Below are 25,543 nucleotides of genomic sequence, written 5' to 3'. Positions count from 1 at the left end.
GATTTCGACCATGGCGGCCACTGGATCCGAGAAGCAGGGAGCGGACGAGAACGCGAAGGCGTTCTACGTCTCGACCCCCATCTACTACGTAAACGACGCTCCTCACCTGGGCCACGCCTACACGACCGTTGCAGGGGACGTGCTCACGCGCTGGCACCGTCAGCGCGGCGAGAAGGTGTGGTACCTCACCGGCACGGACGAGCACGGTCAGAAGATCATGCGCACGGCCGAGGCGAACGACGTCACCCCCCAGGAGTGGTGCGACAAGCTCGTCACCGAAGCCTGGAAGCCCCTCTGGGAGCACCTGAACATCGCGAACGACGATTTCATCCGTACGACGGAGAAGCGTCACACCGACCGCGTCCAGGAGTTCGTCCAGGATCTCTACGAGAAGGGCGAGATCTACAAGGGCGGTTACGAGGGCCCGTACTGCGTGGGCTGTGAGGAGTACAAGCTCCCCGGCGACCTGATCGACGGCGAGGGCGAGTTCTCCGGGCAGAAGCTCTGCCCCATCCACAAGAAGCCGGTGGAGCTCCTCAAGGAGGAGAACTACTTCTTCAAGCTCAGCGAGTACGGCGACAAGCTCCTCGCCCTGTACGAGGCGAACCCCGACTTCATCCAGCCCGAGTCGGCCCGCAACGAGGTCGTGAACTTCGTCCGGCAGGGCCTCCAGGACCTCTCGATCTCCCGGTCGACGTTCGACTGGGGCGTCAAGGTCCCCTGGGACGACAAGCACGTCATCTACGTCTGGATCGACGCCCTCCTGAACTACGCCACCGCCGTCGGCTACGGCGCGGACGAGGAGAAGTTCAGGTCGACCTTCCCCGCCGACGTGCACCTCGTCGGCAAGGACATCCTCCGCTTCCACGCCGTGATCTGGCCGGCGATGCTGCTCGCGCAGGGCCTGCCGGTCCCCGGCAAGGTCGCGGCCAACGGCTGGCTGATGGTCGGCGGCGAGAAGATGTCGAAGTCGAACCTGACGGGCATCAAGCCCCAGGACCTGACCTCGCACTTCGGCGTGGACGCCTACCGCTGGTACTTCCTGCGGGCGATCGCCTTCGGCAGCGACGGCTCGTTCTCGTGGGAGGACTTCACGGCCCGCTACACCTCCGAGCTCGCCAACGACTACGGCAACCTCGCCTCGCGCGTCGCCGCCATGGTCGGCAAGTACTTCGGCGGCGAGCTGCCCGAGGCCACCGCGTCCGGCGGCGCCGAGAAGGCGGTCCAGGACGGACTGGCGAAGGCGGTCGCCGAGGCGGACCGGAAGATCGGCGACGAGCTGGACTTCCAGGGCGGCATCCTGGCGATCTTCGACTTCGTGAAGCAGGTCAACGGCTACATCACGGAGCAGGAGCCGTGGAAGGTGGCCAAGGACGACAGCCCGGAGGGCAAGGCCCGCCTGGCGACGATCCTCTACACGGCGGCGGAGTCGCTGCGCGCCGCCGCGGTCCTGCTCAACCCCGTCATGCCGGACACCTCGCAGAAGCTCTGGGAGTCCCTCGGCGCCGAGCCTTCGCTGGGCGCGCTCGCGGACCAGAAGGTCCAGGACGCGGCCACGTGGGGGCGCCTCGCGCCCGGCGCGACGGTGACGAAGGGCGCGGTCCTGTTCCCGCGCCTGGAGGAGAAGCCGACGGCGTAACGACCCGAGGAGTGCGGGAAAGTCCCGGCGCGGGCCCCTGAATCAGGGGGTGGCGGCGGGACTTTTCTGCATCCTCACGCGGGAGCGCTCAGCCCTTCGCGTACGTGCCCAGCAGGCGGGCCAGTTGGCGGCCCGCCGTCCGCAACGGGGCCTCGCTGCGCAAGACCTGTGCCGTCACCTCGGCGCCCTCCAGGGTGCTGATCACGGTCGTGGCCACCTCGCGCGCGTCGTCCGGCCCGAAGCCCGACGCGAGCAGCCTCTCCTCGACGATCCGCTCCCAGCCGCGCAGCGCGCGCCCGCACACCTCCTGGATCCCGGAGTCCGTGCCGAGGGTCTCCAGCGCCGCCGCCGTGACCGGGCAGCCATCCGTCCAGCCGGACTCCCGCAGGGCGACGGCGAGTTCGCCCGCGACGCGCTCGACGGCCGCGCCGGGCGGCCCGTCACCGGCCAGCCCCTCCCGCAGCATCCGCGCGAACTCCTCGGCGCTGTACGTGATCGCCGCGACCGCGACGGCCTCCTTCCCGCCGGGGAAGAAGTGGTAGACGGAGCCGAGCGTGGCCCCCGCCTCCTTGGCGATCTGCTTGATGCCGGTGCCCACGTACCCCTGGCGCTGGATGAGGCGCGCGGCGACGACGACGATCCGGTCGCGGGTGCCCAGGGCCGCTTCGGGCGGCGCGGCGCTTTCGGGCTTCACGGCCGCTCCGGGTGTCTCGGCGATCGACTCGGGTGGCTCGGGTGGCTCGGGACTCGCGTCGGGCGGGGCGCTCTTCTGGACCATCCCCCCATCTTATCGACCCAGTGAGTAGAGCGTTCGTTCTAGAGGCGTGCTACGTTTTCTCCGAGCGCTGGATAGAGCGATCGTTCTAGTCACCTTATGGAGTTGCGCATGTCTTCCGCGTCGCCTTCCGTCACCGTCATCGGACTCGGCCCCATGGGGCAGGCCATGGCCGCCGCCTACCTCGACCGCGGCTACCGCGTCACCCTCTGGAACCGCACCCCGTCCCGCGCCGACGCCCTCGTGGAGCGCGGCGCGATACTCGCCCCCACCGTCGAACAGGCCCTCGCGGCCAACGAGTTGGTGATCCTCAGCCTGACCGACTTCGACGCCATGTACGCGATCCTCGAACCGGCCCGGCACGCCCTCGCCGGCCGCACGCTCGTGAACCTCAGCTCCGACACCCCGCAGAAGGCGCGGGATGGCGCCCGCTGGGTGGCCGGGCTCGGCGGGACGCAGCTGACCGGCGGCGTGCTGTGTCCGCCGCCGCTCATCGGCACCCCGGACGCCTCGACGTTCTACAGCGGGCCCCTCGCCACGTACGAGCGGTACCGCACCGACCTCGAGGTCATCACCGGCAGGACCGACCACCGGGGCGAGGACCCGGGGCTCGCCGCGCTCATGTACCAGCTGAACATGGCCATCTTCTGGCCGTCGATGATGGCCTACTGGCAGGCCGTCGCCGTGGCCGCCGCCCACGGCATCAAGGCCACGGAGCTCGCCCCGTACGCCGCCGAGAACTTCGCGGGCATGGGGCACTTCATCGACTTCTACTCGCCCCGCGTCGACGCCGGCGACCACGCCGGCGACGTCGACCGCACCGCGATGGGCCTGGCCAGCATGGAGCACGTCGTCCACACCGTCGCCGACGCGGGCGTGGACACGGCCTTCCCGGCGGCCGTGCACGACATCTTCCGGCGGCTCGTCGCGGCGGGGCACGGGGCGGACAGCTTCTCCCGGGCCGTGGATCTCCTCAAGGGGGAGTGAGGCCCCGGGAGCGGGAGGCTCAGGTGGTCGCGGGAGCGCTGTGCGCTGGGTGCGTACAGCGTGCGCTACCGTGGGGGGAGCCGGTACGCCGTATGCCTCTGGAGGTTTCCATGCCCGCCGACCCGAAGTCCGAGATCGCCTCGGTGTGGACCCGTCCGCGCCGGCAGCGGGAGCAGCTCAGCCGGGAGCAGATCGTGGCCGAGGCCGTGCGGCTGCTCGACGCGGACGGTCTCGAGGCCCTCAGCATGCGCAAGCTCGGCAACCGCCTCGACGCCGGCGCCACCTCCCTCTACCGGCACGTCGCCAACAAGGACGAGCTGATCGAGCTGGTCGTCGACGAGGTCTACGGGGAGCTCGTGGTGCCCGCCGCCGACACCCCGGGGCAGTGGCGCGAGGCCGCCGCCGACAGCGCGTACAGCCTGCGAGCGATGATTCTCCGCCACCCCTGGGTCGCCTCCGTGCTGGGCCAGGTCGGCCTCATCCACCTCGGACCGAACGTGACGAAGATGTCGGAGCGCATGGCGGCGGTGTACCGTACGGCCGGATTCCCCGCGGACGAGACCGAGTTGGCCCTGAACACCGTCATCTCGTACGTCATCGGCATGGCGATCAGCGAGGCCGCGTACCTCTCGCTGATCGCCCGAAGCGGCAGGTCCGAGCGGGAGTTCGCGGAGAGCCTGCGGGGCGCGGGGGCGGCGGACGAGCGGGGCGCGGGGGGCGGTGACCCGGCGCAGGAGCGCGAGGCGGCCTTCGACTACGGGCTCCAGCGGATGCTCGACGGGCTGAGGTCCCGGCTCGGTTCGACTGCCCACTGAGGCGGGTGTCACACGTCACGGTGAGCTATGTCATGCGGTGAGACGGCTTGAATTGACGCCGCCTTCACACCTGCCTACGTAAGCTTCACGACATGGCCACGACTCCCTCCCCCGACCGGCGACGCACTGCCGACGAGGTCAATGAGGACATCCGTGCGCTATGGCTGCGCGCGGGCGGACGCCTCCGTCCCGACGAGCGCCTCGTCTACGAGGAGTTGGTCACGGAGTGGGCCGAGGCAGAGGCCAACTCCACCCGCACGCAGGCGGTGTAGCGCGCCCGGCCCGGACGCACGGGTATACGACGACGAAGCAAGCGAATGGCCCCGGAACCCTTGGGTTCCGGGGCCATTCGCGCGACGTCACCCCGCCGCGGGGGATACCGCTACTGCGCCGCGGGCTTCCGCAGCGAGATGTTCAGCTCGCGCAGCCGGCTCTCGTCCAGCTCCGTCGGGGCGCCCATCATCAGGTCCTGCGCGTTGCCGTTGAGCGGGAACGCGATCGTCTCGCGGATGTTCGGCTCGTCGGCGAGGAGCATCACGATGCGGTCGACGCCCGGGGCGATGCCACCGTGCGGCGGGGCGCCGAGGCGGAACGCGCGCAGCATGCCCGCGAACTCGTGCTCGACGGTCTCCGCGTCGTACCCCGCGATCTCGAAGGCCTTGAGCATGACCTCGGGCTCGTGGTTCCGGATGGCGCCGGAGGAGAGCTCGATGCCGTTGCAGACGATGTCGTACTGCCACGCCAGGATGTCGAGCGGGTCCTTCTCCTCCAGGTCCTTCATGCCGCCCTGCGGCATCGAGAACGGGTTGTGGGAGAAGTCGATCTTGCCGGTCTCCTCGTCCTTCTCGTACATCGGGAAGTCGACGATCCAGCAGAAGCGGAAGACGCCCTCCTCGAAGTGGCCGGCGCGCTTGGCGGCCTCGACGCGGACGGCCGACATGATCTTCGAGACCTCGTCGAACTCACCCGCGCCGAAGAAGACGGCGTGACCGGCCTCCAGGCCGAGGCGCTTGGTCAGCTCCGCCACGTTCTCCTCGGTGAGGAACTTCGCGATCGGGCCCGTCAGCGAACCGTCCTCGGCGACGCGCACCCAGGCCAGGCCCTTCGCGCCCTGCTCGACCGCGTAATCCCCGAGGCCGTCGAAGAACTTGCGGGACTGCGAGGCGGTGTCCGGCACCGGCAGCGCGCGCACGTGCTTGCCGGCGAAGGCCTTGAAGTCGGAGCCCGCGAAGATGTCCGTGATGTCGTGCAGTTCGAGCTTGGCGCGCAGGTCCGGCTTGTCGTTGCCGTACTTCAGCATCGACTCGCGGAACGGGATGCGCGGGAAGGGCGAGGTGACCTCGCGGCCGCCGCCGAACTCCGTGAAGAGCTCCGTCATCAGCTTCTCGATGGGCTGGAAGACGTCCTCCTGCTCCACGAAGCTCATCTCGACGTCGAGCTGGTAGAACTCGCCCGGCGAGCGGTCCGCGCGGGCGTCCTCGTCGCGGAAGCACGGCGCGATCTGGAAGTACCGGTCGAAGCCCGAGATCATCAGCAGCTGCTTGAACTGCTGGGGGGCCTGCGGCAGCGCGTAGAACTTGCCGGGGTTCAGGCGGGACGGGACGACGAAGTCGCGGGCGCCCTCGGGGGAGGTCGCGGTGAGGATCGGCGTCGCCATCTCGTTGAAGCCGAGGGCCACCATCTTCGAGCGGATCGAGGCGATCACGGCGCTGCGCAGCATGATGTTGCGGTGCATGCGCTCGCGGCGCAGGTCGAGGAAGCGGTACTCCAGGCGGCGCTCCTCGTTCACGCCGTCCTCGGCGTTGATCGTGAAGGGCAGCGGGCCGGCCGCGCCGAGCACCTCGACGTCCGAGGCCTCGATCTCGACCTCGCCGGTGGGCAGCTCCGCGTTCACGTTCTCCGCGCCGCGCGAGACGACCTTGCCGTCGACGCGGACGACGGTCTCCTTGGACAGCTTGTCCAGGACCTCGGCGGCCTTGGTGCCCGGGCGGGCCACCAGCTGCGTGATGCCGTAGTGATCACGGAGATCGATGAAGAGAATGCCGCCCAGGTCTCGGCGATTGTGCAGCCAGCCGCTCAGCCGGACGTCGGTGCCGACGTCAGAGGCGCGGAGCTCGCCGCAGGTGTGGGACCTGTACCGATGCATCGTCGTTCATCCAGTCTTCGCGAATAGGGGAGAGAGCAGACCCCCCAAGGCTACCGTCCGGGCGAAGATCGGTTTCCGGATATCCGCGGCGACCCCCGCGGCGGCCCCGGCGGGACGGCGCTCGGTGGCGGTGCCCCGCACATCTTCCTAAAGTGGGTCAATGCGCACCGACGATCCCCTGCCGCGGGTGGGGGACGACTCCCTGCCACCCGTACGGGACGTCCTGACGGCCATCGCGACGGGGCTGTGGCGCTGGGACAACGCCACGGGGACCGTCACGCTCGACGCCGAGGCGGCCCGCCTGCTCGGGCTGCCCCCGCGCGCCCAGACCCTCACCGAGGCGGCCGTGCGCTCCCGCTTCCACCCCGTCGACTGGAACGAGATCTACGGGACCGTCCAGCTCGCCGTCGCCGAGGGCACCCTCGCCGAGGCCCGGCTGCGGATCATGGACGAGACGGGCCGGCACGTCCTGCGCACCGTGCGGAGCCGGTCCAAGCCCGTGCTGCACGGCGCCACCGAGGCGTACGAGCTGATCGGCACCCTCCAGGAGGTCACCGAGCCCGCGCCGGGCACCGCCGCCCGCACCCCCGTCACCGGCGACTGGCGCCGCTCCCGCGAGGCGTTCCTGCTCGACGCCGGGCGGGCGCTCGCCGAGGCGCGCTCCACGGAGGAGGTCCTCAGGGTCGCCTCCGGGCTCTCCATGCCGGGTTTCTCGCCGGACGGGCTCGCCGTCTTCGGGGTCGAGGGCGAACGGCTGACGATCATCGGGCACCACGGCCACCAGCCCGGCGACGACGGGCCCTTCTCCGCGATGCCGGTGGACACCGACTATCCGGCCGCCGAGGTGGTGCGCACCGGGCGTGCGGTCTACCTCTCCACCCCGGAGGACTACCGCAGGCGCTACCCGGCCGCCTGGCCGCTGGCCAGCCGCTTCGAACGGCAGTCGTGGGCGTTCCTGCCGCTGACCGTCGCGGGCCGCACGATGGGCGCGTGGATGGCGGCCTTCACGTATCCCGTCTCGTTCACGCCCGACGAGCGCTCCGTCCTGACGACCGTCGCGCGGATGCTGGCGCAGGCCCTCTCGCGGGCCGGGGTCGCGGAGTCCGAGCGGGAGCTGACGGAGGGGCTGCAGCGCTCGATGCTGCCGATGCTCGGCCCGCAGATCCCGGGGATGTGCGTCGCCGCCCGCTATGTGCCGACCGGCGGCGGGCTCCAGGTCGGCGGCGACTGGTACGACATGATCCCGCTGCCCAGCGGCCGCATCGCCTTCGTCATCGGCGACGTGCAGGGGCACGACGTGCGGGCGGCGGGGCTGATGGGGCAGCTGCGGATCGCCCTGCGCGCGTACGCCTCCGAGGGGCACAGGCCCGACGCGGTCCTCTCCCGCGCCACCCGCTTCCTCTCCGGGATCACCGAGTCCATCACCTACGGGTCGAGCGGGTCGAGCGGCTCGGGCGCCCAGGAGGCCACCGAGTACGACCCGCGCTTCGCGACCTGCCTGTACGTGGAGGCCGACCCGGCGACCGGCGTCCTGGAGATCGCCCGCGCCGGACACCCGGAGCCCGCGATACGCATGAGTGACGGAACGGTTCTGCTGCGCCCCACCGCGGGTGGCCTGCCCCTTGGCATCGACCCGGACGCGGACTACCCCACCACCCGCCTCGTCCTGGAGGCCGGCGAGACCATGCTGGTCTGCACCGACGGGCTCATCGAGACGGGCGGCCACGACCTGGACAGCGGCTGGTCGCGGATCAGGACGGTCCTGGAGGAGTTCCCCGGCCAGGACGAGCCCGACGCGCTCGAACTCCTGGCCGACTCCCTCGTACAGGCCGTGCACGGGCCCTCCTCGCACCACATGACGGGCCCGCTCGCCGACCGCCGCGAGGACGACATAGCCGTCCTGCTGCTCAGCCGCACGAGCCGGCCCGAACAGCGCGCGGACGCCCGCCGCACCGTCCTGACCGTCGCCCAGGCCGAACCGGAGCGCGTCGCGGGGGCCCGCCGCCATCTGCGGGACCTGCTGCACGACTGGGCCGACGACGACCAGGTCGACTCGGCGGTCCTGATGGTCTCCGAGATGCTCACCAACGTCCTCGTCCACACGGACGGCGACGCGATGCTGGTCGCCGAGGTCACGGGTGAGCCGGGGCTGCGGCGGCTGCGGGCGGAGGTCGCGGACGGCAGCGACGACCTTCCCCACAAGCGCCATCCCGGCGAGCTGGCGTCGTCCGGACGCGGCCTCGTCCTGATGGAGCTGCTGGCCCACGCGTGGGGGGTGGATCCTCGGGGGGACGGGAAGAGCATCTGGTTCGAACTGTACGAGGGCGCCTCCGGCGGGGGTACGGACTAGACCTCGCCCGCACGATCCGGCCGACGTGGTCCGAATGACCGCTCGCGCAGTTCCCCGCGCCCCTGAGGGGGCTGATCAGCGCTGTCGGGTGCGGGCCGGCCCGAAGGTCGTCCCAGGGGCGCGGGGAACTGCGCGACCAGCCAAGAACCACCCGCAGGCGACATCCCGGCGTCACCCGGCAAGTGGAGGTCCGCCGTAGTGGGTGCGGAGTTCTGAGGCGATGCCGAACGCCGCCGCCGTCAGCGGCACCGCGAGAAGCATGCCGAGGATCCCCGCCACCGACGCCCCCGCCGTGATCGCCAGCATCACCACCGCCGGATGCATCTGCACCGTCCGGCTCTGGATCACCGGCTGGAGGATGTGGCCCTCCAGGACCTGCACGGCCAGCACCACCCCCAGCGTCCACAGCGCGATGGCGAAACCGCGGTCGGCGAGGGAGACCAGGACGGCGACGGCGCCGGACAGGAACGCGCCCAGGTAGGGGATGTACGCGCCGACGAAGACCAGCGCGCCCAGCCCCCACGCCCCGGGCACGCCGAGGATGAGCAGCCCGACGGTGATGCACAGGGCGTCGATGAACGCGATGATCGTGGTCCCGCGCATGAAGCCCTCGATGGCCTCGAAGGCGCGGCGCGCCATGGCCTCGATGGTGTCGGCGCTGTCGCCGGGGGAGAGCGAGCGCAGGGCGGCCGTCGCGCGCCCGGAGTCGCGCAGGAAGAAGAAGACGAGCAGCAGGGCGAGGACGGCCATCGCCATCATCTCGCCGACGGTGCTGAGCCCGCTGATCACCCCGGACGCCGCGGTCCCGCCGAACTTCCCGAAGAGTTCCTTGGCGTTGGACGCCATGTCGTCGAGCGAGGAGCCCGCGGCGCCGAAGTACTTCGACAGGTCCGTGGCGGCCTGCTTGAGGGAGGAGATGATCTGGTCGCCGCTGTCGATCAGCGCCTTGACCACGATGTACGTGGCCCCGCCGACGACGGCGACGACGGCCGCGCAGGTCAGCCCGGCGGCCAGCGAGCGCTGCACCCTCATCCTGAGCAGCCGCCGGTAGAGCGGTCCGAGCAGCGCGGTCCCGAGGAGCGCGAGCAGGACCGGGGTCACCGCGGTCTTGAAGGTGACGCAGAGCCAGATGCCGACGGCGGCCACCCCGGTGACGAGGAGGACGACGACGCACCAGGCGGCGAGGCGGCGGGCCGGCTCGGGCAGGAGGGTGCTCACCCTCCTACCCGAACACGGGCTCACCCGCGGCGCACGTCAGGTACCGCTACATGCCGTGCACGGCGGGCACGGTGCCGAGCAGCCCCTTCTGGAAGTCCTCGAAGGCCTGCTGCAGTTCGGCGCGGCTGTTCATGACGAACGGGCCGTAGTGGGCCATCGGCTCCCGGATGGGCCGGCCGCCGAGGAGCACGACCTCCAGGTCGGGGGCGTGGGCGTCCTGCCGTTCGTCGGCACGGACGGTCAGCGAGGAGCCGGTGCCGAAGACCGCGGTCTGGCCCATGTGGACCGGGCGGCGCTCGGCGCCCACCGTGCCGCGTCCCGCGAGGACGTACGCGAGGCCGTTGAACTCCTCGCGCCAGGGCAGCGTCACCTCGGCGCCGGGCCGCACGGTCGCGTGGATCATCGTGATCGGCGTGTGCGTGATGCCGGGGCCCTCGTGCCCGTCGAGCTCACCGGCGATGACGCGGAGCAGCGCGCCGCCGTCGGGGGTGGAGAGCAGCTGGACCTGGCCGCCGCGGATGTCCTGGTAGCGGGGGTCCATCATCTTGTCCTTGGCGGGCAGGTTCACCCACAGCTGGAGGCCGTGGAAGAGGCCGCCGGACATGACGAGGGACTCCGGCGGCGCCTCGATGTGGAGCAGGCCGCTGCCGGCCGTCATCCACTGGGTGTCGCCGTTGCGGATGGTGCCGCCGCCACCGTTGGAGTCCTGGTGGACGAAGGTGCCGTCGATCAGGTACGTGACCGTCTCGAAGCCGCGGTGCGGGTGCCAGGGGGTGCCCTTGGGCTCGCCCGCCTCGTACTCCACCTCACCCATCTGGTCCATCATGATGAACGGGTCGAGGTACTTGTAATTGATCCCCGCGAAGGCCCGGCGCACCGGGAACCCCTCGCCCTCGAAGCCGCTCGGCGCGGTGGTCACGGCGAGGACGGGGCGCGCCGTCGCGTCGGCCGGCGCCGCCACTCGGGGCAGGGTCAGCGGGTTCTCGACAGTCACTGCAGGCATGGTCGGTACCTCCTTGTGCGATCACTTTAGTTGAACGTAGAACTTCCTGCCACTTGAACGAACGGAGCCCGGAGGGCATTCCCTCCGGGCTCCAGGGGTGGCTGAATCGGTCTCCGCTACGGGGCCACCGGCTCCAGCTGGATGTAGTCGAGGTTCCAGTTCTGGAAGGCTCCCGCGTCCAGGGAGAGCCGTACGGTGTGGCGGCCGCGGGCCAGCGGGCGCGGGTCACGGCTGTCCTGCAGCGCGAAGGCGTGGTGGGCCGTCGTGTCGGCGACCCGCACGGCCTTGCCGGGCCTGCCGCCGTCGTAGGCGATCCGGTACGTCCCCGCCGGCGAGTACGGCGAGGAGACGCGCGCCTTGAGGGTGTAGCGCCCGGCCTTCGGCACGTCCACGCCGTAGGTCAGCCACTCCCCGCCGCGCATCCAGCACACCACCACCGCCCCGTCGTGGTCGCACACGTCGACGCCGTCGCCGCGCCGCCCCGGCCCGTCGCCCCGGTTCCCCGCGTCGGTGTCGTGGTAGGCCTTGCCCTCGCCGCCGGGGGCGTAGTTCTCCGCCTGGACGCGGACCGCGCCGCGCGGCATCGTGCCCGCCGCGCCCGTCCTCAGGTAGGACCGGAGCGCCTCGACGTCGTCGGTCTGCAGGATGGTCGCCCCGTAATCGGCGATGAGCCGGCCCCAGCCGCGCCGGGGGTCGATCAGCGAGGCCTCGTCGGTGAAGCGGGCCGAAAACCCGTCCCGCATGGTGTTGAACCAGACGCGACCGGTCGACCGCAGCCCTTTGACGTAGGCGGGGGCGGCCACCTTGTCGCGCACGTCGTCGAAGACGACCTCGAAGGCGGGCGGCCGGCCCTTCCCGAACTCGGCGGCCGATCCGGCGTTGGTGTCGTCCACCAGATGCATGTAGAGGGCGCCCCGGTGGCGGTCGAGGAAAGCCCGCACCTCGGGCACCGGGGCCTTTGACTTGAAGAGGCCGTAGCGGACCGTGCCGGTCTGCTCCAGCACGCGCCAGACGGCCTCGCGGTCCTTCCAGGCCTGGTCGAGGTTGACCAGGCCGAGCGGTCGGGCCGCCCGCATCGCGTCGGCGAGCGTCGGCACCCGCTCGCCGGTCAGCGGGGCCTGGCGCCCGCCCAGACCCGCGCGGAGCCTGAGCCGGCCCAGCTGGGCGAGGGTGAGGTCGGCGACCCGGCCCTTGCCGTCGGTGGTGCGGTCCACGGTGTCGTCGTGCATCAGGACGGGGATCTTGTCCTTGGTCAGCCGCACGTCGACCTCGACGATCCCGGCACCGTCCGCGAAGCCGGCCCGGAGCGCGGCGAGGCTGTTCTCGGGGGCCTTGCGCCACTGTCCCCGGTGCGCTGCGATCATGACGCCGGCCTTGGGGCCGTGGTCGAGGAAGTCGCGGCGTACGCGCTCGGCGGCGCTCTCGGCGGGCGGCGCGGGAGCCCCGGGAGCCGCGGAAGCCCCCGGAGCGAGGGCGCCCGGCGCCGTCGCGCACACGGCGACGGCCACGAGTACGGCGAGCCGGTGACGCCGGCCGGGGGCGGTGGATGATCGCTGGACGGCGGCGGCACGGCACGGGATCTTGGACGGGGGCATAGGTCAGAGCATCGGTGGCGGCCCCCCGTCCGTCCACGACCCCAACGCGCCCTGTCACCCGTTCACCTGACGCGACGACACCTGCGGCCCCGTGCGGCCGCCGGACACCGCCCGTACCCCGTCACCCGTACATGCGGCGCATGGCGAAGTCGACCATCTGCTCCACGGCCTTCGCGTCGAAGACCATGCGGTGCTCGCCCTCCATGTCCAGGACGAAGCCGTATCCGGTCGGGAGCAGGTCGATGACCTCCGCGCCGGTGATCACGAAGTACTTGGAGTCCTTGCCCGCGTACCGGCGCAGCTCCTTGAGGGAGGTGAACATCGGGATCACGGGCTGCTGGGTGTTGTGCAGGGCGAGGAAGCCGGGGTTGTCGCCGCGCGGGCAGTAGACCTTCGACGTGGCGAAGATCTGCTGGAAGTCCTCGGCGGACATCGACCCCGTGGTGAAGGCGCGCACCGCGTCCGCGAGGGAGGGCGGCGAGGGCTCGGGGTAGAGCGGAGGCTGCTGGCCGTAGCCACCGCCGGGCATGCCCTGCATCTGCTGCGGCGGCGGCTGCGCGCCCGGCGGGGCGTACTGCTGCTGGGCGCCGGGATTCTGGTCGTAGCCGTACATGCGCGTAAGCGTACTGAGTCACAGATGGGCGGTTAGGGGTTGCTTCTTATTACCGACGGGTAGCATCATCGTAGCTACTTGCTGGTATCCACCCCTTTTCCTGCTTACGGAGCCTTCGCCATGGGCCACTACAAGTCGAATCTCCGCGACATCGAGTTCAACCTCTTCGAGGTGCTCGGCCGCGACAAGCTGTACGGCACCGGCCCGTTCGCGGAGATGGACGTCGACACCGCCAAGAGCATCCTCGACGAACTCCGCCGCCTCGCCGAGAACGAGCTGGCCGAGTCCTTCACGGACGCCGACCGCAACCCCCCGGTCTTCGACCCGGCGACCAACACCGCGCCCGTCCCGGCGTCCTTCAAGAAGAGCTACCAGGCCTTCATGGACTCCGAGTACTGGCGCCTCGGCCTGCCCGAGGAGATCGGCGGCACCACCGCGCCGCGCTCCCTCATCTGGGGCTACGCGGAGCTGCTGCTCGGCTCGAACCCGGCCGTGTGGATGTACTCCTCGGGCCCCGCCTTCGCCGGCATCCTCTTCGAGGAGGGCAACGAGGCGCAGAAGAAGGTCGCCCAGATCGCCGTCGAGAAGCAGTGGGGCTCGACGATGGTCCTGACCGAGCCGGACGCCGGCTCGGACGTGGGCGCCGGCCGCACCAAGGCCGTGCAGCAGGAGGACGGCTCCTGGCACATCGAGGGCGTGAAGCGCTTCATCACGTCCGGCGAGCACGACATGTCGGAGAACATCCTCCACTACGTCCTCGCCCGCCCCGAGGGCCACGGCCCCGGCACCAAGGGCCTCTCCCTCTTCCTCGTGCCGAAGTACGAGTTCGACTGGGAGACCGGCGAGCTGGGCGAGCGCAACGGCGTGTACGCGACGAACGTCGAGCACAAGATGGGCCTGAAGGCCTCCAACACGTGCGAGATGACCTTCGGCGACCAGCACCCCGCCAAGGGCTGGCTGATCGGCGACAAGCACGACGGCATCCGCCAGATGTTCCGCATCATCGAGTTCGCCCGCATGATGGTCGGCACGAAGGCCATCGCGACGCTCTCCACGGGGTACCTGAACGCCCTGGAGTACGCCAAGGAGCGCGTGCAGGGCCCCGACCTCGCGCAGTTCATGGACAAGACCGCGCCCAAGGTGACGATCACCCACCACCCGGACGTGCGCCGCTCCCTGATGACGCAGAAGGCGTACGCGGAGGGCATGCGCGCGCTCGTGCTGCACACCGCGGCCGTCCAGGACGAGATCCAGGTCAAGGAGGCCGCGGGCGAGGACGCGTCGGCGCTCAACGCCCTGAACGACCTGCTCCTGCCCATCGTCAAGGGCTACGGCTCGGAGAAGTCGTACGAGCAGCTGGCGCAGTCGCTCCAGACGTTCGGCGGCTCGGGGTACCTCCAGGAGTACCCGATCGAGCAGTACATCCGCGACGCCAAGATCGACACCCTCTACGAGGGCACCACGGCGATCCAGGGCCAGGACTACTTCTTCCGGAAGATCGTCCGCAACCAGGGCGCCGCGCTGAACTCCCTCGCCGAGGAGATCAAGAAGTTCCTCGCCGTCGGCACGGGCGGCGAGACGCTGGCCGCCGCCCGCGAGGAGCTGGCCAAGGCCGCGGTCGAGCTCGAGGCCATCGTCGGCGTCATGCTGACCGACCTCGCGGCCACGGAGAAGGACGTGAAGTCCATCTACAAGGTGGGCCTGAACACGACCCGCCTCCTGATGGTCTCGGGCGACGTCGTCGTCGGCTACCTGCTGCTCCGCGGTGCCGCGGTCGCCGCCGAGAAGCTGGCGACGGCCTCCGCGAAGGACAAGGCCTTCTACGAGGGCAAGATCGCCGCGGCCAAGTTCTTCGCCACGAACGTCCTGCCGGGCGTCGCCACCGAGCGCAAGCTCGCCGAGGGCGTGGAGCTGGACCTGATGGAGCTGGACGAGGCGGCGTTCTAGTCCGCTGCCCGTAGGGGTTCCATTCGCACGTCAGCGCGATGCCGCCACCTGATCCTTTCGGGCGGCGGCATTGTCGTAGGGGCTGGGTACGCCACATCGGCGGACGACGATCCCTGGCATGGACGGCCTCACAGCGGACGACTTCTTCGCCCTCGACCTGCCACGGCACGCACAGCTGATCGACGGGGCACTGGTCGTGCCCGCACCGCAGAGCAGCTTCCACTCGGTGTCGCTGTACGTGCTCGAAGAGGGCCTTCGCCGCACCGCGCCGGGGTGGCTGCGCGTACGGCGCCAGATGTGCGTCGTCATCGGGGCCCTGGACGTCCCCGAGCCGGACCTCGTGGTCGTGAGCACAGCGGCCGACGGCGGCCCCGGCCAGATGTCCTACGCCGTCCGCGACGTCCTGCTCGCCGTCGAGGTCGTCTCCCCCGACTCCGAGGAGCGCGACCAGGACACCAAGCCCCGCAAGTACGCGGCCGCCGGCATCCGGCACTACTGGCTGGTCACCATGGACGAGAACAACCGCCCCGCCGTCCACACCTACGAACTCGACCCGCACACCGGGGCGTACGCGCCCACCGGCATCCACCACGACCGGCTGAAGCTCGCCGTGCCGTTCACCGTCGACATCGACCTCACCGAGATCGACCGCCTCTGATCGCCGGGCCGGCCGCCCGGCGCCCCCATTAGGCTGGCCGGCATGCGCACACCCTCCGGGCCCTTCGATCGTGGCCACACCGAAGACCTCATGACCTTCCTCGCGGCCAGTCCCACGCCGTACCACGCCGTGGCGAGCGCCGCCGAGCGTCTCGAGAAGGCCGGTTTCCGGCAGGTCGAGGAGACCGAGGCCTGGGACGGTACGTCCGGCGGGAAGTACGTGCTGCGGGGCGGCGCCATCGTCGCCTGGTACGTGCCGGAGAACGCCACCGCGCACACCCCCTTCCGCATCGTCGGCGCCCACACCGACTCCCCCAACCTGCGCGTGAAGCCGCAGCCCGACGCCGGCGCCCACGGCTGGCGCCAGGTGGCCGTGGAGATCTACGGCGGCCCGCTGCTCAACTCCTGGCTCGACCGGGACCTCGGCCTCGCCGGACGGCTCTCGCTGCGCGACGGCACCACGCGGCTCGTGAACATCGACCGGCCGCTGCTTCGCGTGCCCCAACTCGCCATCCACATGGACCGTTCGGTGCACACCGACGGGCTCAAGCTCGACAAGCAGAAGCACATGCAGCCCATCTGGGGGCTCGGCGACGACGTCCACGAGGGCGACCTGATCCGCTTCCTGGAGGAGGAGAGCGGCATCGGCGAGGGCGACGTCACCGGCTGGGACCTCATGACGTACTCCGTGGAGCCGCCCGCCTTCCTCGGCCGCGACCGCGAACTGGTCGCGGGCCCCCGCATGGACAACCTCCTGTCCGTGCACTCCGCCACGGCCGCCCTCGCCTCCGTCGCCGCCCGCGACGACCTCCCGTACATCCCGGTGCTCGCCGCCTTCGACCACGAGGAGAACGGCTCGCAGTCCGACACCGGTGCCGACGGCCCGCTGCTCGGATCGGTCCTGGAGCGCTCGGTGTTCGCCCGCGGCGGCACGTACGAGGACCGGGCGCGCGCCTTCGCCGGCACCGTCTGCCTCTCCTCCGACACCGGCCACGCCGTGCACCCCAACTACGCCGAGCGGCACGACCCGACGCACCACCCGCGCGCCAACGGCGGACCCATCCTCAAGGTCAACGTCAACAACCGCTATGCCACGGACGGTTCGGGGCGCGCGGTGTTCGCCGCCGCCTGCGAGCGGGCGGGCGTGCCCTTCCAGTCGTTCGTCTCCAACAACGCGATGCCGTGCGGCACGACGATCGGCCCGATCACCGCGGCACGGCACGGCATCAAGACCGTCGACATCGGCGTCGCGATCCTCTCCATGCACAGCGCGCGCGAGCTGTGCGGCGCGGACGACCCGCACATGCTGGCCAACGCGCTGGTGGCGTTCCTGGAGGGCTGACGTCCGAATGACTGTGTGGCCTCAACGCTCGTGGGTACCCGGAGAGTTCGTAGCCACTACAGCAGGGAGGCGGTCCACATGGGCCTGGGCGGATGCATCATCCTGATCGCCGCGGGTGCCATCCTCACGTTCGCGACCGACTGGGAGATGGAGGGGGTCAACCTCACCGTCGCCGGAGTCATCATGATGGCCGTGGGCCTGATCGGCGTCGCCGTCTTCACCAGCATCGCGAAGCGCCGGCGGGCGGTGGTCCCGCCGGTCGCGCAGACCACCGTGGTCGACCCCGAACAGCAGCCCCGCGGCTACTGACACACTCACGGCCGGTCCGTGCCGCCGTCCCCTGTACGGCACGGGCCGGCTGTGTCATGTCCGATGTACGGCACTTCGGCGGCGCGGCGGGGTAGTCATGGCGCCATGAGACTTCTCGTACGCGACCGCGTGCTCGGCATCGGCGACGACTACTGGATCGAGGACGACCAGGGCCGCAAGGTCTTCCTCGTCGACGGCAAGGCCATGCGCCTGCGCGACACCTTCGAACTGAAGGACATGCAGGGCCGGGTGCTGGTCGAGATCCACGCCAAGATGTTCGCCCTGCGCGACACGATGGTCATCGAGCGGGCCGGCGAGGCGCTCGCCCACGTGAAGCGCAAGCGCCTGTCGCTGCTGCGCAACCACTACCGCGTGGAAATGGTCGACGGCACCGAACTGGACGTCAGCGGCAAGATCCTCGACCGCGAGTTCGCCATCGAGTACGACGGCGAACTCCTCGCCGACATCTCGCGCCGCTGGTTCCGCGTGCGCGAGACGTACGGCCTGCAGATCGTCCGCGAGGACGCCGACCCCGCGCTGCTGCTCGCCGTCGCGGTCTGCGTGATCCGCCTCGCGGAGAAGGAGCACGAGGGCGACGGGGACGACTGAGAGCCGTGGCGCAGCGCGCTCAAGGGGCGCGGGGAACTGCGCGAACAGCCACGACGTGGCCGCACCCGCGAGCCCGCCAGGAGAGGCACCCCGTCGGGCGCCCGGCGCGCCCGGCGCGACCGGGGCTCAGGGGCGAGACGGGCGGGGTGGCACCGGCTGCCCCAGCAGGCGGTCCTTGAGCGCCGGAAACTGCTCACGGGTCTCGGCGACCCGCCCCGGGTCCAGGTCGACGGTGAGGACCTCCTCGCCGTCGCCCGCCTCCGCGAGCACCTCGCCCCACGGGTCCACGACGACGCTGTGCCCGGCCTGGGGGACGCCCGCGTGCGTACCGCCGGTGCCGCAGGCGAGGACGTACACCTGGTCCTCGACCGCCCGCGCCCGCGCGAACAGCAGCCAGTGCTCGCGGCGCCGCGCCGGCCACCCCGCGGGCACCACGAACATCTCGGCGCCCGCGTCGACGAGCCCCCTGAAGAGCTCGGGGAAGCGCAGGTCGTAACAGGTCGCGAGGCCGAGCGTGGCCTGTGGCGTCCGCACCGTCGCCAGCTTCGACCCGGCCGCCATCAGGACCGCCTCGCCCTTGTCGAAACCGAACCGGTGGATCTTCCGGTAGGCGACGGCGAGTTCGCCCGCGGGCGAGAAGACGAGAGAGGTGTTGTAGAGCGCGCCGTCCGCGTCCCGCTCGGGGACCGAGCCGGCGTGCAGCCACACGCCCGCGTCGCTCGCGGCCTTGGCCATCGCGTCGTGCGTGGGGCCCTCCAGCGGCTCCGCCTCCGCCGCGAACGACTCGTATGCGAAGGCGCCCGTGGTCCACAGTTCGGGGAGAACGACCAGATCCGACCCCTCCCGCGCGCTCACCTCGCGTACCAGCGAAGCGACCCGCGACCGACGGGAATTGACCGGTTCGTCCTCGTCTACGGCGATCTGGATGAGGGAGGCGCGCACACTACCACCGTCCTGGCATTCGAGCCGTCGACACGGCCTACGATCGTCACACGAAAGCACTGCCGGGGTGCCTGCGGGCAGCGTAACTTAGCGTCTCAGACACCCACCGCCCGCGTACAACCGCAAGGGGTCCCGTGAGTCTCCATCCCAGCCTGCACACCTACGCCGATGCCTGGACGCATTCCGTGGAAGCGATATCCGAGCTGGTGTCGCCGCTCGCCGAGGGAGAGTGGAACCGGGCCACCCCCTGCCCGGGCTGGTCGGTGCGGGACATCGTCTCCCATGTCATAGGCCTCGAATGCGAGATGCTGGGCGACCCCCGACCGATCCACACGCTCCCCCGCGACCTGTACCACGTACAGACCGACGGCCAGCGGTACATGGAGGTCCAGGTCGACGTGCGGCGCCACCACACCGCGCCGGAGATGACCTCCGAGCTCGAGTACACGATCATCCGCAGGAGCCGGCAGCTGCGGAACGAGTCGCGGGACCCCCAGACGAAGATCCGCGGCCCGCTGGGCTCCGAGCTGACCCTCGAAATGGCCACCCGGCTGCGGGCGTTCGACGTCTGGGTGCACGAGCAGGACCTCCGCACGGCGCTGCGCAAGCCCGGCAACCTCGACTCCCCCGGGGCCCACGTCGCCCGGGACATGTTCCTGCTCGGACTCCCCAAGGTCGTCGCCAAGAAGGCGGGCGCGCCCGCCAATTCGGCGATCGTCCTCGACGTGAGCGGCCCCGTGGAGTTCCTGCGCACGGTCCGCGTCGACGCCGAGGGCAAGGGCACCGTCGACAGCGCGCCCTCGCTCGGCCCGCTCGCCACCATCGGCCTCGACTGGGAGACGTACGCCAGGCTGGCGAGCGGCCGCGTGACGCACGCGGCCGTCGCCGACCGGATCAAGATCGAGGGCGACCACGACCTGGCCGAGGCGATCCTGCGGGAGTTCGCGGTCACCCCGTGAGCCGGGGTCCGCGGCGCGGGCCGGCTCAGGCCGGGACGTGCACGGCCTCCACCCGGCTGGCCACCAGTTGCTCCCGCTCCCTGCGCACCACCCGCGACCGCAGCCGCAGGATCTGGCAGACCCCGAGCGCCTCCAGGACGAACACCGCGGAGAACGCCACGCGGTAGTTGTCGCCGGTCGCGTCGAGCAGCACGCCGATCGCGAGCAGCGTCGTCATGGAGGCGACGAAGCCGCCCATGTTGGTGATGCCCGACGCCGTGCCCTGCCGCTCCGGAGGGTTGGCGGGCCGCGCGAAGTCGAAGCCGATCATGGAGGCGGGCCCGCAGGCGCCGAGCACCGTGCAGAGGACGATCAGCAGCCACATCGGGGCGTGGCCGCCGGGGTGGGCGAGGGTGGCCGCCCACGCGGTCGCCGTGGCGCCGATGGTGCCGAGCGCCAGGGGGAGGCGCGCGGCGTGGTGCCGGGCCACGATCTGGCCGTAGACGAGGCCGATGACCATGTTGGACAGGACGACGAGGGTGAGCAGTTCACCGGCGGTCGCCCGGGACAGGCCCTGCGCCTCGACGAGGAACGGCAGCCCCCACAGGAGCAGGAAGACCATCGCGGGGAACTGCGTCGTGAAGTGCACCCACAGGCCGAGCCGGGTGCCGGGCTCCCGCCAGGACAGCGCGATCTGCCGGCGCACGTAGGCCGCGCCGCTGTGCGTCACCGGCTCCGGTTCGTACCCCTCGGGGTGGTCCTTCAGGAAGAGCGTCAGCAGGACGAGGACGACGACACCGCACAGGGCGCTGCCCGCGAACGCCGCCGTCCAGCCGACGGAGTGCAGCAGCCGGGCCAGGACGAGGGTCGAGACGAGGTTGCCCGCCATCCCGACGAGCCCCGCGAGCTGGGCGACCATCGGGCCGCGCCGGGCCGGGAACCAGCGGGTGCCGAGCCGCAGCACGCTGATGAAGGTCAGCGCGTCGCCACAGCCGAGCAGGGCGCGGGAGACGAGCGCCATCGCGTACGTGGGCGAGAAGGCGAAGCCGAGCTGGCCGGCGGTGAAGAGGAGGACCCCGATCGTGAGGACCTTCTTGGTGCCGAGCCGGTCGACCATCAGGCCGACGGGTATCTGCATGCCCGCGTAGACGAGCAGCTGGAGTATGGAGAAGGTCGACAGCGCCGAGGCGTTGACGTGGAAGCGGTCCGCCGCGTCGAGCCCGGCGACGCCGAGGGAGGTCCGGAAGATGACGGCGACGAAGTAGACGGCGACGCCGATGGACCAGACGAGAACGGCCTTCCGGCCGCCGGGGGGATCGCCGGGCAGCGCGGCGGGGGCGGAGCCCGCGGAACTCATCGGACGTCACCCCGCGCCAGGTTCTGGAACCAGCCGACGTGCCGGGTGACGACGGCGGTGGCCGCCTCGGCGTCGCCGCGGCGCAGCGCGTCGAGGATCTCCTCGTGCTCGGCGAGCGTCTTGGCGATGCGGTCGGGGTGGGAGTGCATGACGGCGACGCCCATCCGCAGCTGGCGGTCCCTCAGCTGGTCGTAGAGGCGGGAGAGGATCTCGTTGCCGCCGCTGCGCACGATCTCCGCGTGGAAGCAGCGGTCGGTGACCGCGGCCGCCGTGAAGTCCGCGGCCGCCGCCTGCTCCCGCTGGCGCGCCAGGAGCTCCTCCAGGCGGCCGATCAGCCCGGCCGGCGCGGGCACCGCCTTGCGCACCGAGTGCGTCTCGACGAGCAGCCGCGTCTCGACGACGTCCGCGATCTCCTGCGCCGAGACGGGCAGGACGAGCGCGCCCTTCTTCGGGTAGAGCCGCAGCAGCCCTTCCACCTCCAGCTTGAGCAGCGCCTCGCGCACCGGGGTGCGGGAGACCCCCACGGCCTCGGCGAGCTCGCCCTCGGTGAGGAGGGTGCCGCCCTCGTAGCGGCGCTCCAGGACGGCCTGCTTGACGTGGGCGTAGACGCGCTCGGCGGCGGGGAGCCGCTTCGTGGTGGGGGGCCGGTCGGTGGTGAGGGCGGTGGCCGGAAGGGTGGTGGCTGGCATGCGCACAGCATAGATACAACACGTATACGACGGAATTGCCGTCCACATCGCGGGCACCCGGGCCGGATCCGCGGACGGGCCGCGGACGGGCCGGTGGGTGAATCGGTGGGCAGATCGGTGAAATCTCATGCCGGTTGCGGCACATCCATCGGCCCCTCTCACTCGTCTACTGAGTGAGCGGCACCCTCATGCAGCCGCAGCCCAGGGGCATTTGGAGCATTGAACTTGAATACCGGCATTCAGGGCGTACGTCGCGTATCGGCCGTTCTCGTCACCGCGAGCGCGATGCTGGCCGGCGGCGCCCTCACCACCCCGGCCCACGCGGCCGCACCCCCCAAGCCGTCCATCGTCGCCAAGGGCGGCTTTGCGATGAACAACGCGACGGGGAAGACCCTTTACACCAAGTCCGCCGACACCCGCCGTTCCACCGGCTCCACCACGAAGATCATGACCGCACGCGTGGTGCTCGGCCAGCGGAACCTCAACCTCAATTCCAAGGTCAAGATCGACAAGGCCTACAGCGACTACATCGTCAGGAACAACTACGCCTCGTCGGCCCGGCTCATCGTCAGCGACAAGGTCACCGTCCGCCAGCTCCTGTACGGGCTGATGCTGCCGTCCGGCTGCGACGCGGCGTACGCGCTCGCGGACAAGTTCGGCAAGGGCTCGACCCGCGCCAAGCGCGTGAAGAACTTCATCGGCCAGATGAACTCGACCGCCAGGACCCTCGGTCTGCGGAACACGCACTTCGACTCGTTCGACGGCATCGGCCACGGCGCCAACTACTCGACGCCGCGCGACCTGACCAAGCTCGCAAGCAGCGCGATGAAGTACTCCACGTTCCGCACGGTCGTGAAGACGAAGTCGACGAAGCAGAAGGTCACCACCAGGTCCGGTGGCTACCGCACCATGGCGTGGACGAACACGAACGGCCTCCTCGGCTCCTACCGCGGCGCCATCGGCGTGAAGACGGGCTCCGGCCCCGAGGCGAAGTACTGCCTCGTCTTCGCTGCCACGCGCAACGGCAAGACGGTCATCGGGACGGTCCTGACCTCGTCCTCCCTGAACAACCGCACCAAGGACGCCAAGAAGGTCCTTGACTACGGCTTCAAGGTGGCGTGACGACCCGGTCGGTACGAGCAGTACGAGAAGGGCCCCGCCGCGATGTCGCCGGCGGGGCCCCTCTTTTCGTCCTGGTGCCTACGCCCAGGTCATGAGCCGCTTCGGCTGCTCCAGGATGGCCGCCACGTCGGCGAGCACCTTCGAGCCGAGCTCCCCGTCCACCAGACGGTGGTCGAAGGAGAGCGCGAGGGTCGTCACCTGACGGGGCTTCACCTTGCCCTTGTGGACCCACGGCTGGAGCTTGATCGCGCCGACCGCGAGGATCGCGGACTCGCCGGGATTGATGATCGGCGTGCCCGTGTCGACGCCGAAGACGCCGACGTTCGTGATCGTGACCGTGCCGCCCTGCATGGCGCCGGGCGAGGTCTTGCCCGAGCGGGCCGTGGAGACCAACTCGCCGAGCGACTCGGCCAGTTCGGGCAGGGTCTTGGCGTGGGCGTCCTTGATGTTCGGCACGATCAGGCCGCGCGGGGTGGCCGCGGCGATGCCCAGGTTCACGTAGTGCTTCTGGACGATCTCCTGGTTCGCCTCGTCCCAGGTGGCGTTGACGGCCGGATTCCGCTTGATCGCCACGAGCAGGGCCTTGGAGATGAGCAGCAGCGGGTTGACCCGCAGCCCCTCGAACGCCTTGTCCTGCTTGAGCTCCTCGACCAGCTTCATCGTCCGCGTGACGTCGATCGTCACGAACTCCGTGACGTGCGGCGCCGTGAACGCCGAGTCGACCATCGCCTGCGCGGTGGCCTTGCGGACGCCCTTGACCGGGATGCGGGTCTCGCGGGCGTCCGTGCCGGCCACGGGGGCGGCGGGGGCCCGGACGGGCTCCTCCACCGGCTGCGGGGCGGTCGCGGGCACGGCGGGCGGGGCCACCGCCGCGTGCACGTCCTCGCGGGTGATGATCCCGTCGGGGCCGGACGGCGTGATGGTCGCGAGGTCCACGCCGAGGTCCTTGGCGAGCTTGCGGACCGGCGGCTTGGCGAGCGGCCGGGCGCCGTTGTGCCCGTTCAGGGACGGGGGCTGCGGTGCCGGGACGGCCGGTGCCGGTTCGGCGGCGGGGGCCTGGGGCGCGGCGGTCTTGCGGGCCCGTCGCTTGGTGGAGGCCTCGGCGACCCCGTACCCGACGAGCACGGGCGTGCGGCCCTCCGGAGCGGCCTCGGCCTCGGGGCCCGGCACCGTCTCCTGGGCCGGCGGCGGCTCGGGCGCGGTCACCTGCTCGGGCGCCGTCGGGACACCCGCCCCGCCCGACACGTCGACCGCGATGATCACCTGGCCGACGTCGACCGTGGTGCCCTCGGGGAAGCGCAGCTCGCGCACCACGCCGTTGAACGGGATGGGCAGCTCGACGGCGGCCTTGGCCGTCTCGACCTCGCACACCACCTGGCCGTCGGTGACCTCGTCACCGGGCTGTACGTACCACTTGAGGATCTCCGCCTCGGTGAGTCCCTCGCCCACGTCGGGCATCTTGAACTCGGCGAGAGCAGTGTCAGTCATCGTCGTCACGCCCTTCTCCTCAGTACGCAAGCGAGCGGTCGACGGTGTCGAGCACCCGGTCAAGGCCCGGCAGGTACTCCTCCTCCAGGCGCGCCGGCGGGTACGGCGCGTGATAGCCGCCGACCCGCAGCACGGGCGCCTCCAGGTGGTAGAAGCAGCGCTCGGTGATGCGCGCCGCGATCTCCGCGCCCGTGCCCAGGAAGACCGGGGCCTCGTGGACCACGACGAGCCGGCCCGTCTTCTCGACCGAGGACTGCACCGAGTCGAAGTCGATCGGCGACATCGAGCGCAGGTCCAGGACCTCCAGGGACTTGCGCTCCTCCTCGGCGGCCGCGGCCGCCTCCAGGCAGACCTTCACCATCGGGCCGTACGCGACGAGGGTGAGGTCGTCGCCCTCGCGGGCCACGACGGCCTTGTGCAGGGGGCCGGGGATGGCGTCCTTGTCGACCTCGCCCTTGTCCCAGTAGCGCCGCTTCGGCTCGAAGAAGATCACCGGGTCGTCGCTCTGGATGGCCTGCTGCATCATCCAGTAGGCGTCGGACGAGTTCGAGGGGGAGACCACCTTCAGGCCCGCCACGTGCGCGAAGAGCGTCTCGGGCGACTCGCTGTGGTGCTCGACGGCGCCGATGCCGCCGCCGTACGGAATGCGGATGACGACCGGCATCTTGACCTTGCCGAGCGCGCGGGCGTGCATCTTGGCGAGCTGCGTGACGATCTGGTCGTACGCGGGGAAGACGAAACCGTCGAACTGGATCTCCACCACCGGGCGGTACCCCCGCAGGGCGAGGCCGATGGCGGTGCCGACGATGCCGGACTCGGCGAGCGGGGTGTCGATGATCCGCTCTTCGCCGAAGTCCTTCTGCAGTCCGTCCGTCACGCGGAAGACGCCGCCGAGCTTGCCGACGTCCTCACCCATGACGAGGACCTTGGGGTCGTTCTCCAGCGCGGTGCGCAGCGATTCGTTGATCGCCTTGGCGATGGGAAGCTTCTGGACGGCCATGG

Annotated in this window: 23 protein-coding genes; 12 read left to right on the top strand and 11 right to left on the bottom strand. The window is 70.7% G+C overall.

The annotated features are described in order from the left end of the window. Window positions 1–10: 10 nt before the first annotated feature. Complete coding sequence (gene metG / locus ACZ7DY_RS23805; protein ID WP_471138189.1) at window positions 11–1,639, top strand: methionine--tRNA ligase; 1,629 nt, start codon at window positions 11–13, stop codon at window positions 1,637–1,639. Window positions 1,640–1,727: 88 nt separating this feature from the next. Here metG and ACZ7DY_RS23800 read toward each other — a convergent pair whose 3' ends face one another. Further along, on the bottom strand, window positions 1,728–2,417 hold the full coding sequence (locus ACZ7DY_RS23800) for a TetR/AcrR family transcriptional regulator (protein ID WP_471138187.1): 690 nt from the start codon (window positions 2,415–2,417) through the stop codon (window positions 1,728–1,730). 108 nt (window positions 2,418–2,525) lie between these two features. Here ACZ7DY_RS23800 and ACZ7DY_RS23795 point away from each other — a divergent pair, with 108 nt between their 5' ends. The 3 genes from ACZ7DY_RS23795 to ACZ7DY_RS23785 all read left to right on the top strand — a co-directional run bounded on the left by ACZ7DY_RS23795 (window position 2,526) and on the right by ACZ7DY_RS23785 (window position 4,488). Beyond that, window positions 2,526–3,401 (top strand): NAD(P)-dependent oxidoreductase, encoded by an 876-nt coding sequence (locus ACZ7DY_RS23795; RefSeq protein ID WP_471138186.1) that lies wholly within the window; start codon window positions 2,526–2,528, stop codon window positions 3,399–3,401. 110 nt (window positions 3,402–3,511) lie between these two features. Then, window positions 3,512–4,216 carry a TetR/AcrR family transcriptional regulator gene (locus ACZ7DY_RS23790; RefSeq protein ID WP_471138185.1) on the top strand — a complete coding sequence of 235 codons (705 nt, stop codon included), beginning with the start codon at window positions 3,512–3,514 and terminating at the stop codon, window positions 4,214–4,216. Window positions 4,217–4,308: 92 nt separating this feature from the next. Further along, window positions 4,309–4,488: a hypothetical protein gene (locus tag ACZ7DY_RS23785; RefSeq protein WP_471138183.1), complete on the top strand. Its 180-nt coding sequence runs from the start codon at window positions 4,309–4,311 to the stop codon at window positions 4,486–4,488. 110 nt (window positions 4,489–4,598) lie between these two features. Here ACZ7DY_RS23785 and aspS read toward each other — a convergent pair whose 3' ends face one another. Then, window positions 4,599–6,362: an aspartate--tRNA ligase gene (gene aspS / locus ACZ7DY_RS23780; protein ID WP_471138181.1), complete on the bottom strand. Its 1,764-nt coding sequence runs from the start codon at window positions 6,360–6,362 to the stop codon at window positions 4,599–4,601. A gap of 160 nt (window positions 6,363–6,522) precedes the next feature. On the opposite strand from aspS, the gene ACZ7DY_RS23775 reads away from it, so the two are divergent. Then, on the top strand, window positions 6,523–8,712 hold the full coding sequence (locus ACZ7DY_RS23775; RefSeq protein WP_471138179.1) for an ATP-binding SpoIIE family protein phosphatase: 2,190 nt from the start codon (window positions 6,523–6,525) through the stop codon (window positions 8,710–8,712). Between the two features lie 171 nt (window positions 8,713–8,883). Here the strand turns inward: ACZ7DY_RS23775 and ACZ7DY_RS23770 are convergent, their stop codons facing one another. The 4 genes from ACZ7DY_RS23770 to ACZ7DY_RS23755 all read right to left on the bottom strand — a co-directional run bounded on the left by ACZ7DY_RS23770 (window position 8,884) and on the right by ACZ7DY_RS23755 (window position 13,141). Beyond that, window positions 8,884–9,930 (bottom strand): AI-2E family transporter, encoded by a 1,047-nt coding sequence (locus tag ACZ7DY_RS23770; protein WP_471138177.1) that lies wholly within the window; start codon window positions 9,928–9,930, stop codon window positions 8,884–8,886. 46 nt (window positions 9,931–9,976) lie between these two features. Next, window positions 9,977–10,933 carry a pirin family protein gene (locus ACZ7DY_RS23765; RefSeq protein ID WP_471138175.1) on the bottom strand — a complete coding sequence of 319 codons (957 nt, stop codon included), beginning with the start codon at window positions 10,931–10,933 and terminating at the stop codon, window positions 9,977–9,979. A 116-nt stretch (window positions 10,934–11,049) separates the two neighbouring features. Beyond that, window positions 11,050–12,528 (bottom strand): glycerophosphodiester phosphodiesterase family protein, encoded by a 1,479-nt coding sequence (locus ACZ7DY_RS23760; RefSeq protein WP_471138173.1) that lies wholly within the window; start codon window positions 12,526–12,528, stop codon window positions 11,050–11,052. A gap of 121 nt (window positions 12,529–12,649) precedes the next feature. Further along, window positions 12,650–13,141, bottom strand: a complete 492-nt coding sequence (locus ACZ7DY_RS23755; RefSeq protein ID WP_127913024.1) for an SseB family protein — start codon at window positions 13,139–13,141, stop codon at window positions 12,650–12,652. Between the two features lie 120 nt (window positions 13,142–13,261). Here ACZ7DY_RS23755 and ACZ7DY_RS23750 point away from each other — a divergent pair, with 120 nt between their 5' ends. From ACZ7DY_RS23750 to ACZ7DY_RS23730, 5 genes are all read left to right on the top strand, one after another. Beyond that, window positions 13,262–15,088 carry an acyl-CoA dehydrogenase gene (locus ACZ7DY_RS23750; RefSeq protein WP_471138171.1) on the top strand — a complete coding sequence of 609 codons (1,827 nt, stop codon included), beginning with the start codon at window positions 13,262–13,264 and terminating at the stop codon, window positions 15,086–15,088. A gap of 118 nt (window positions 15,089–15,206) precedes the next feature. Then, on the top strand, window positions 15,207–15,746 hold the full coding sequence (locus ACZ7DY_RS23745) for a Uma2 family endonuclease (RefSeq protein ID WP_471138169.1): 540 nt from the start codon (window positions 15,207–15,209) through the stop codon (window positions 15,744–15,746). 42 nt (window positions 15,747–15,788) lie between these two features. Further along, the gene (locus ACZ7DY_RS23740; RefSeq protein WP_471138168.1) at window positions 15,789–17,087 is read left to right on the top strand and encodes a M18 family aminopeptidase; all 1,299 of its coding nucleotides are present in this window, start codon (window positions 15,789–15,791) and stop codon (window positions 17,085–17,087) included. A 78-nt stretch (window positions 17,088–17,165) separates the two neighbouring features. Continuing rightward, on the top strand, window positions 17,166–17,396 hold the full coding sequence (locus ACZ7DY_RS23735) for a DUF6458 family protein (RefSeq protein WP_471138167.1): 231 nt from the start codon (window positions 17,166–17,168) through the stop codon (window positions 17,394–17,396). A gap of 105 nt (window positions 17,397–17,501) precedes the next feature. After that, window positions 17,502–18,005: an LURP-one-related/scramblase family protein gene (locus tag ACZ7DY_RS23730; RefSeq protein WP_471138165.1), complete on the top strand. Its 504-nt coding sequence runs from the start codon at window positions 17,502–17,504 to the stop codon at window positions 18,003–18,005. A gap of 126 nt (window positions 18,006–18,131) precedes the next feature. Here ACZ7DY_RS23730 and ACZ7DY_RS23725 read toward each other — a convergent pair whose 3' ends face one another. Beyond that, entirely contained in the window at window positions 18,132–18,947 is an 816-nt protein-coding gene (locus ACZ7DY_RS23725; RefSeq protein WP_471138164.1) for a carbon-nitrogen family hydrolase, read from the bottom strand. A 134-nt stretch (window positions 18,948–19,081) separates the two neighbouring features. On the opposite strand from ACZ7DY_RS23725, the gene ACZ7DY_RS23720 reads away from it, so the two are divergent. Further along, entirely contained in the window at window positions 19,082–19,906 is an 825-nt protein-coding gene (locus tag ACZ7DY_RS23720) for a maleylpyruvate isomerase family mycothiol-dependent enzyme (RefSeq protein WP_471138163.1), read from the top strand. A gap of 25 nt (window positions 19,907–19,931) precedes the next feature. Here ACZ7DY_RS23720 and ACZ7DY_RS23715 read toward each other — a convergent pair whose 3' ends face one another. Both ACZ7DY_RS23715 and ACZ7DY_RS23710 read right to left on the bottom strand, forming a co-directional pair. After that, window positions 19,932–21,242, bottom strand: coding sequence for an MFS transporter (locus ACZ7DY_RS23715; protein ID WP_471138162.1), 1,311 nt, complete (start codon window positions 21,240–21,242; stop codon window positions 19,932–19,934). Further along, the gene (locus tag ACZ7DY_RS23710) at window positions 21,239–21,931 is read right to left on the bottom strand and encodes a GntR family transcriptional regulator (RefSeq protein WP_471138161.1); all 693 of its coding nucleotides are present in this window, start codon (window positions 21,929–21,931) and stop codon (window positions 21,239–21,241) included. The genes ACZ7DY_RS23715 and ACZ7DY_RS23710 overlap by 4 nt, the downstream gene beginning before the upstream one ends. A 225-nt stretch (window positions 21,932–22,156) precedes the next feature. On the opposite strand from ACZ7DY_RS23710, the gene ACZ7DY_RS23705 reads away from it, so the two are divergent. Then, window positions 22,157–23,053 (top strand): D-alanyl-D-alanine carboxypeptidase family protein, encoded by an 897-nt coding sequence (locus ACZ7DY_RS23705; RefSeq protein ID WP_471138159.1) that lies wholly within the window; start codon window positions 22,157–22,159, stop codon window positions 23,051–23,053. Between the two features lie 78 nt (window positions 23,054–23,131). Here the strand turns inward: ACZ7DY_RS23705 and ACZ7DY_RS23700 are convergent, their stop codons facing one another. Continuing rightward, window positions 23,132–24,550 carry a dihydrolipoamide acetyltransferase family protein gene (locus tag ACZ7DY_RS23700; protein ID WP_471138158.1) on the bottom strand — a complete coding sequence of 473 codons (1,419 nt, stop codon included), beginning with the start codon at window positions 24,548–24,550 and terminating at the stop codon, window positions 23,132–23,134. 10 nt (window positions 24,551–24,560) lie between these two features. After that, window positions 24,561–25,541, bottom strand: coding sequence for an alpha-ketoacid dehydrogenase subunit beta (locus ACZ7DY_RS23695; RefSeq protein WP_471138157.1), 981 nt, complete (start codon window positions 25,539–25,541; stop codon window positions 24,561–24,563). Window positions 25,542–25,543: the final 2 nt, after the last annotated feature.

Source organism: Streptomyces sp. NPDC037013 (genome assembly GCF_055607265.1).
This window is presented reverse-complemented; position numbering and strand designations above follow the sequence as displayed.

Bases quoted from the DNA above. Each gene is read 5' to 3' on its own strand.
- ACZ7DY_RS23735 (WP_471138167.1), top strand. From the start codon at position 17,166: ATGGGCCTGGGCGGATGCATCATCCTGATCGCCGCGGGTGCCATCCTC.
- ACZ7DY_RS23755 (WP_127913024.1), bottom strand. From the start codon at position 13,141: ATGTACGGCTACGACCAGAATCCCGGCGCCCAGCAGCAGTACGCCCCG.
- ACZ7DY_RS23750 (WP_471138171.1), top strand. From the start codon at position 13,262: ATGGGCCACTACAAGTCGAATCTCCGCGACATCGAGTTCAACCTCTTC.
- ACZ7DY_RS23730 (WP_471138165.1), top strand. From the start codon at position 17,502: ATGAGACTTCTCGTACGCGACCGCGTGCTCGGCATCGGCGACGACTAC.
- ACZ7DY_RS23740 (WP_471138168.1), top strand. From the start codon at position 15,789: ATGCGCACACCCTCCGGGCCCTTCGATCGTGGCCACACCGAAGACCTC.
- ACZ7DY_RS23790 (WP_471138185.1), top strand. From the start codon at position 3,512: ATGCCCGCCGACCCGAAGTCCGAGATCGCCTCGGTGTGGACCCGTCCG.
- ACZ7DY_RS23775 (WP_471138179.1), top strand. From the start codon at position 6,523: ATGCGCACCGACGATCCCCTGCCGCGGGTGGGGGACGACTCCCTGCCA.
- ACZ7DY_RS23800 (WP_471138187.1), bottom strand. From the start codon at position 2,417: ATGGTCCAGAAGAGCGCCCCGCCCGACGCGAGTCCCGAGCCACCCGAG.
- ACZ7DY_RS23710 (WP_471138161.1), bottom strand. From the start codon at position 21,931: ATGCCAGCCACCACCCTTCCGGCCACCGCCCTCACCACCGACCGGCCC.
- ACZ7DY_RS23765 (WP_471138175.1), bottom strand. From the start codon at position 10,933: ATGCCTGCAGTGACTGTCGAGAACCCGCTGACCCTGCCCCGAGTGGCG.
- ACZ7DY_RS23715 (WP_471138162.1), bottom strand. From the start codon at position 21,242: ATGAGTTCCGCGGGCTCCGCCCCCGCCGCGCTGCCCGGCGATCCCCCC.
- ACZ7DY_RS23795 (WP_471138186.1), top strand. From the start codon at position 2,526: ATGTCTTCCGCGTCGCCTTCCGTCACCGTCATCGGACTCGGCCCCATG.
- ACZ7DY_RS23695 (WP_471138157.1), bottom strand. From the start codon at position 25,541: ATGGCCGTCCAGAAGCTTCCCATCGCCAAGGCGATCAACGAATCGCTG.
- ACZ7DY_RS23760 (WP_471138173.1), bottom strand. From the start codon at position 12,528: ATGCCCCCGTCCAAGATCCCGTGCCGTGCCGCCGCCGTCCAGCGATCA.
- aspS (WP_471138181.1), bottom strand. From the start codon at position 6,362: ATGCATCGGTACAGGTCCCACACCTGCGGCGAGCTCCGCGCCTCTGAC.
- metG (WP_471138189.1), top strand. From the start codon at position 11: ATGGCGGCCACTGGATCCGAGAAGCAGGGAGCGGACGAGAACGCGAAG.
- ACZ7DY_RS23745 (WP_471138169.1), top strand. From the start codon at position 15,207: ATGGACGGCCTCACAGCGGACGACTTCTTCGCCCTCGACCTGCCACGG.
- ACZ7DY_RS23785 (WP_471138183.1), top strand. From the start codon at position 4,309: ATGGCCACGACTCCCTCCCCCGACCGGCGACGCACTGCCGACGAGGTC.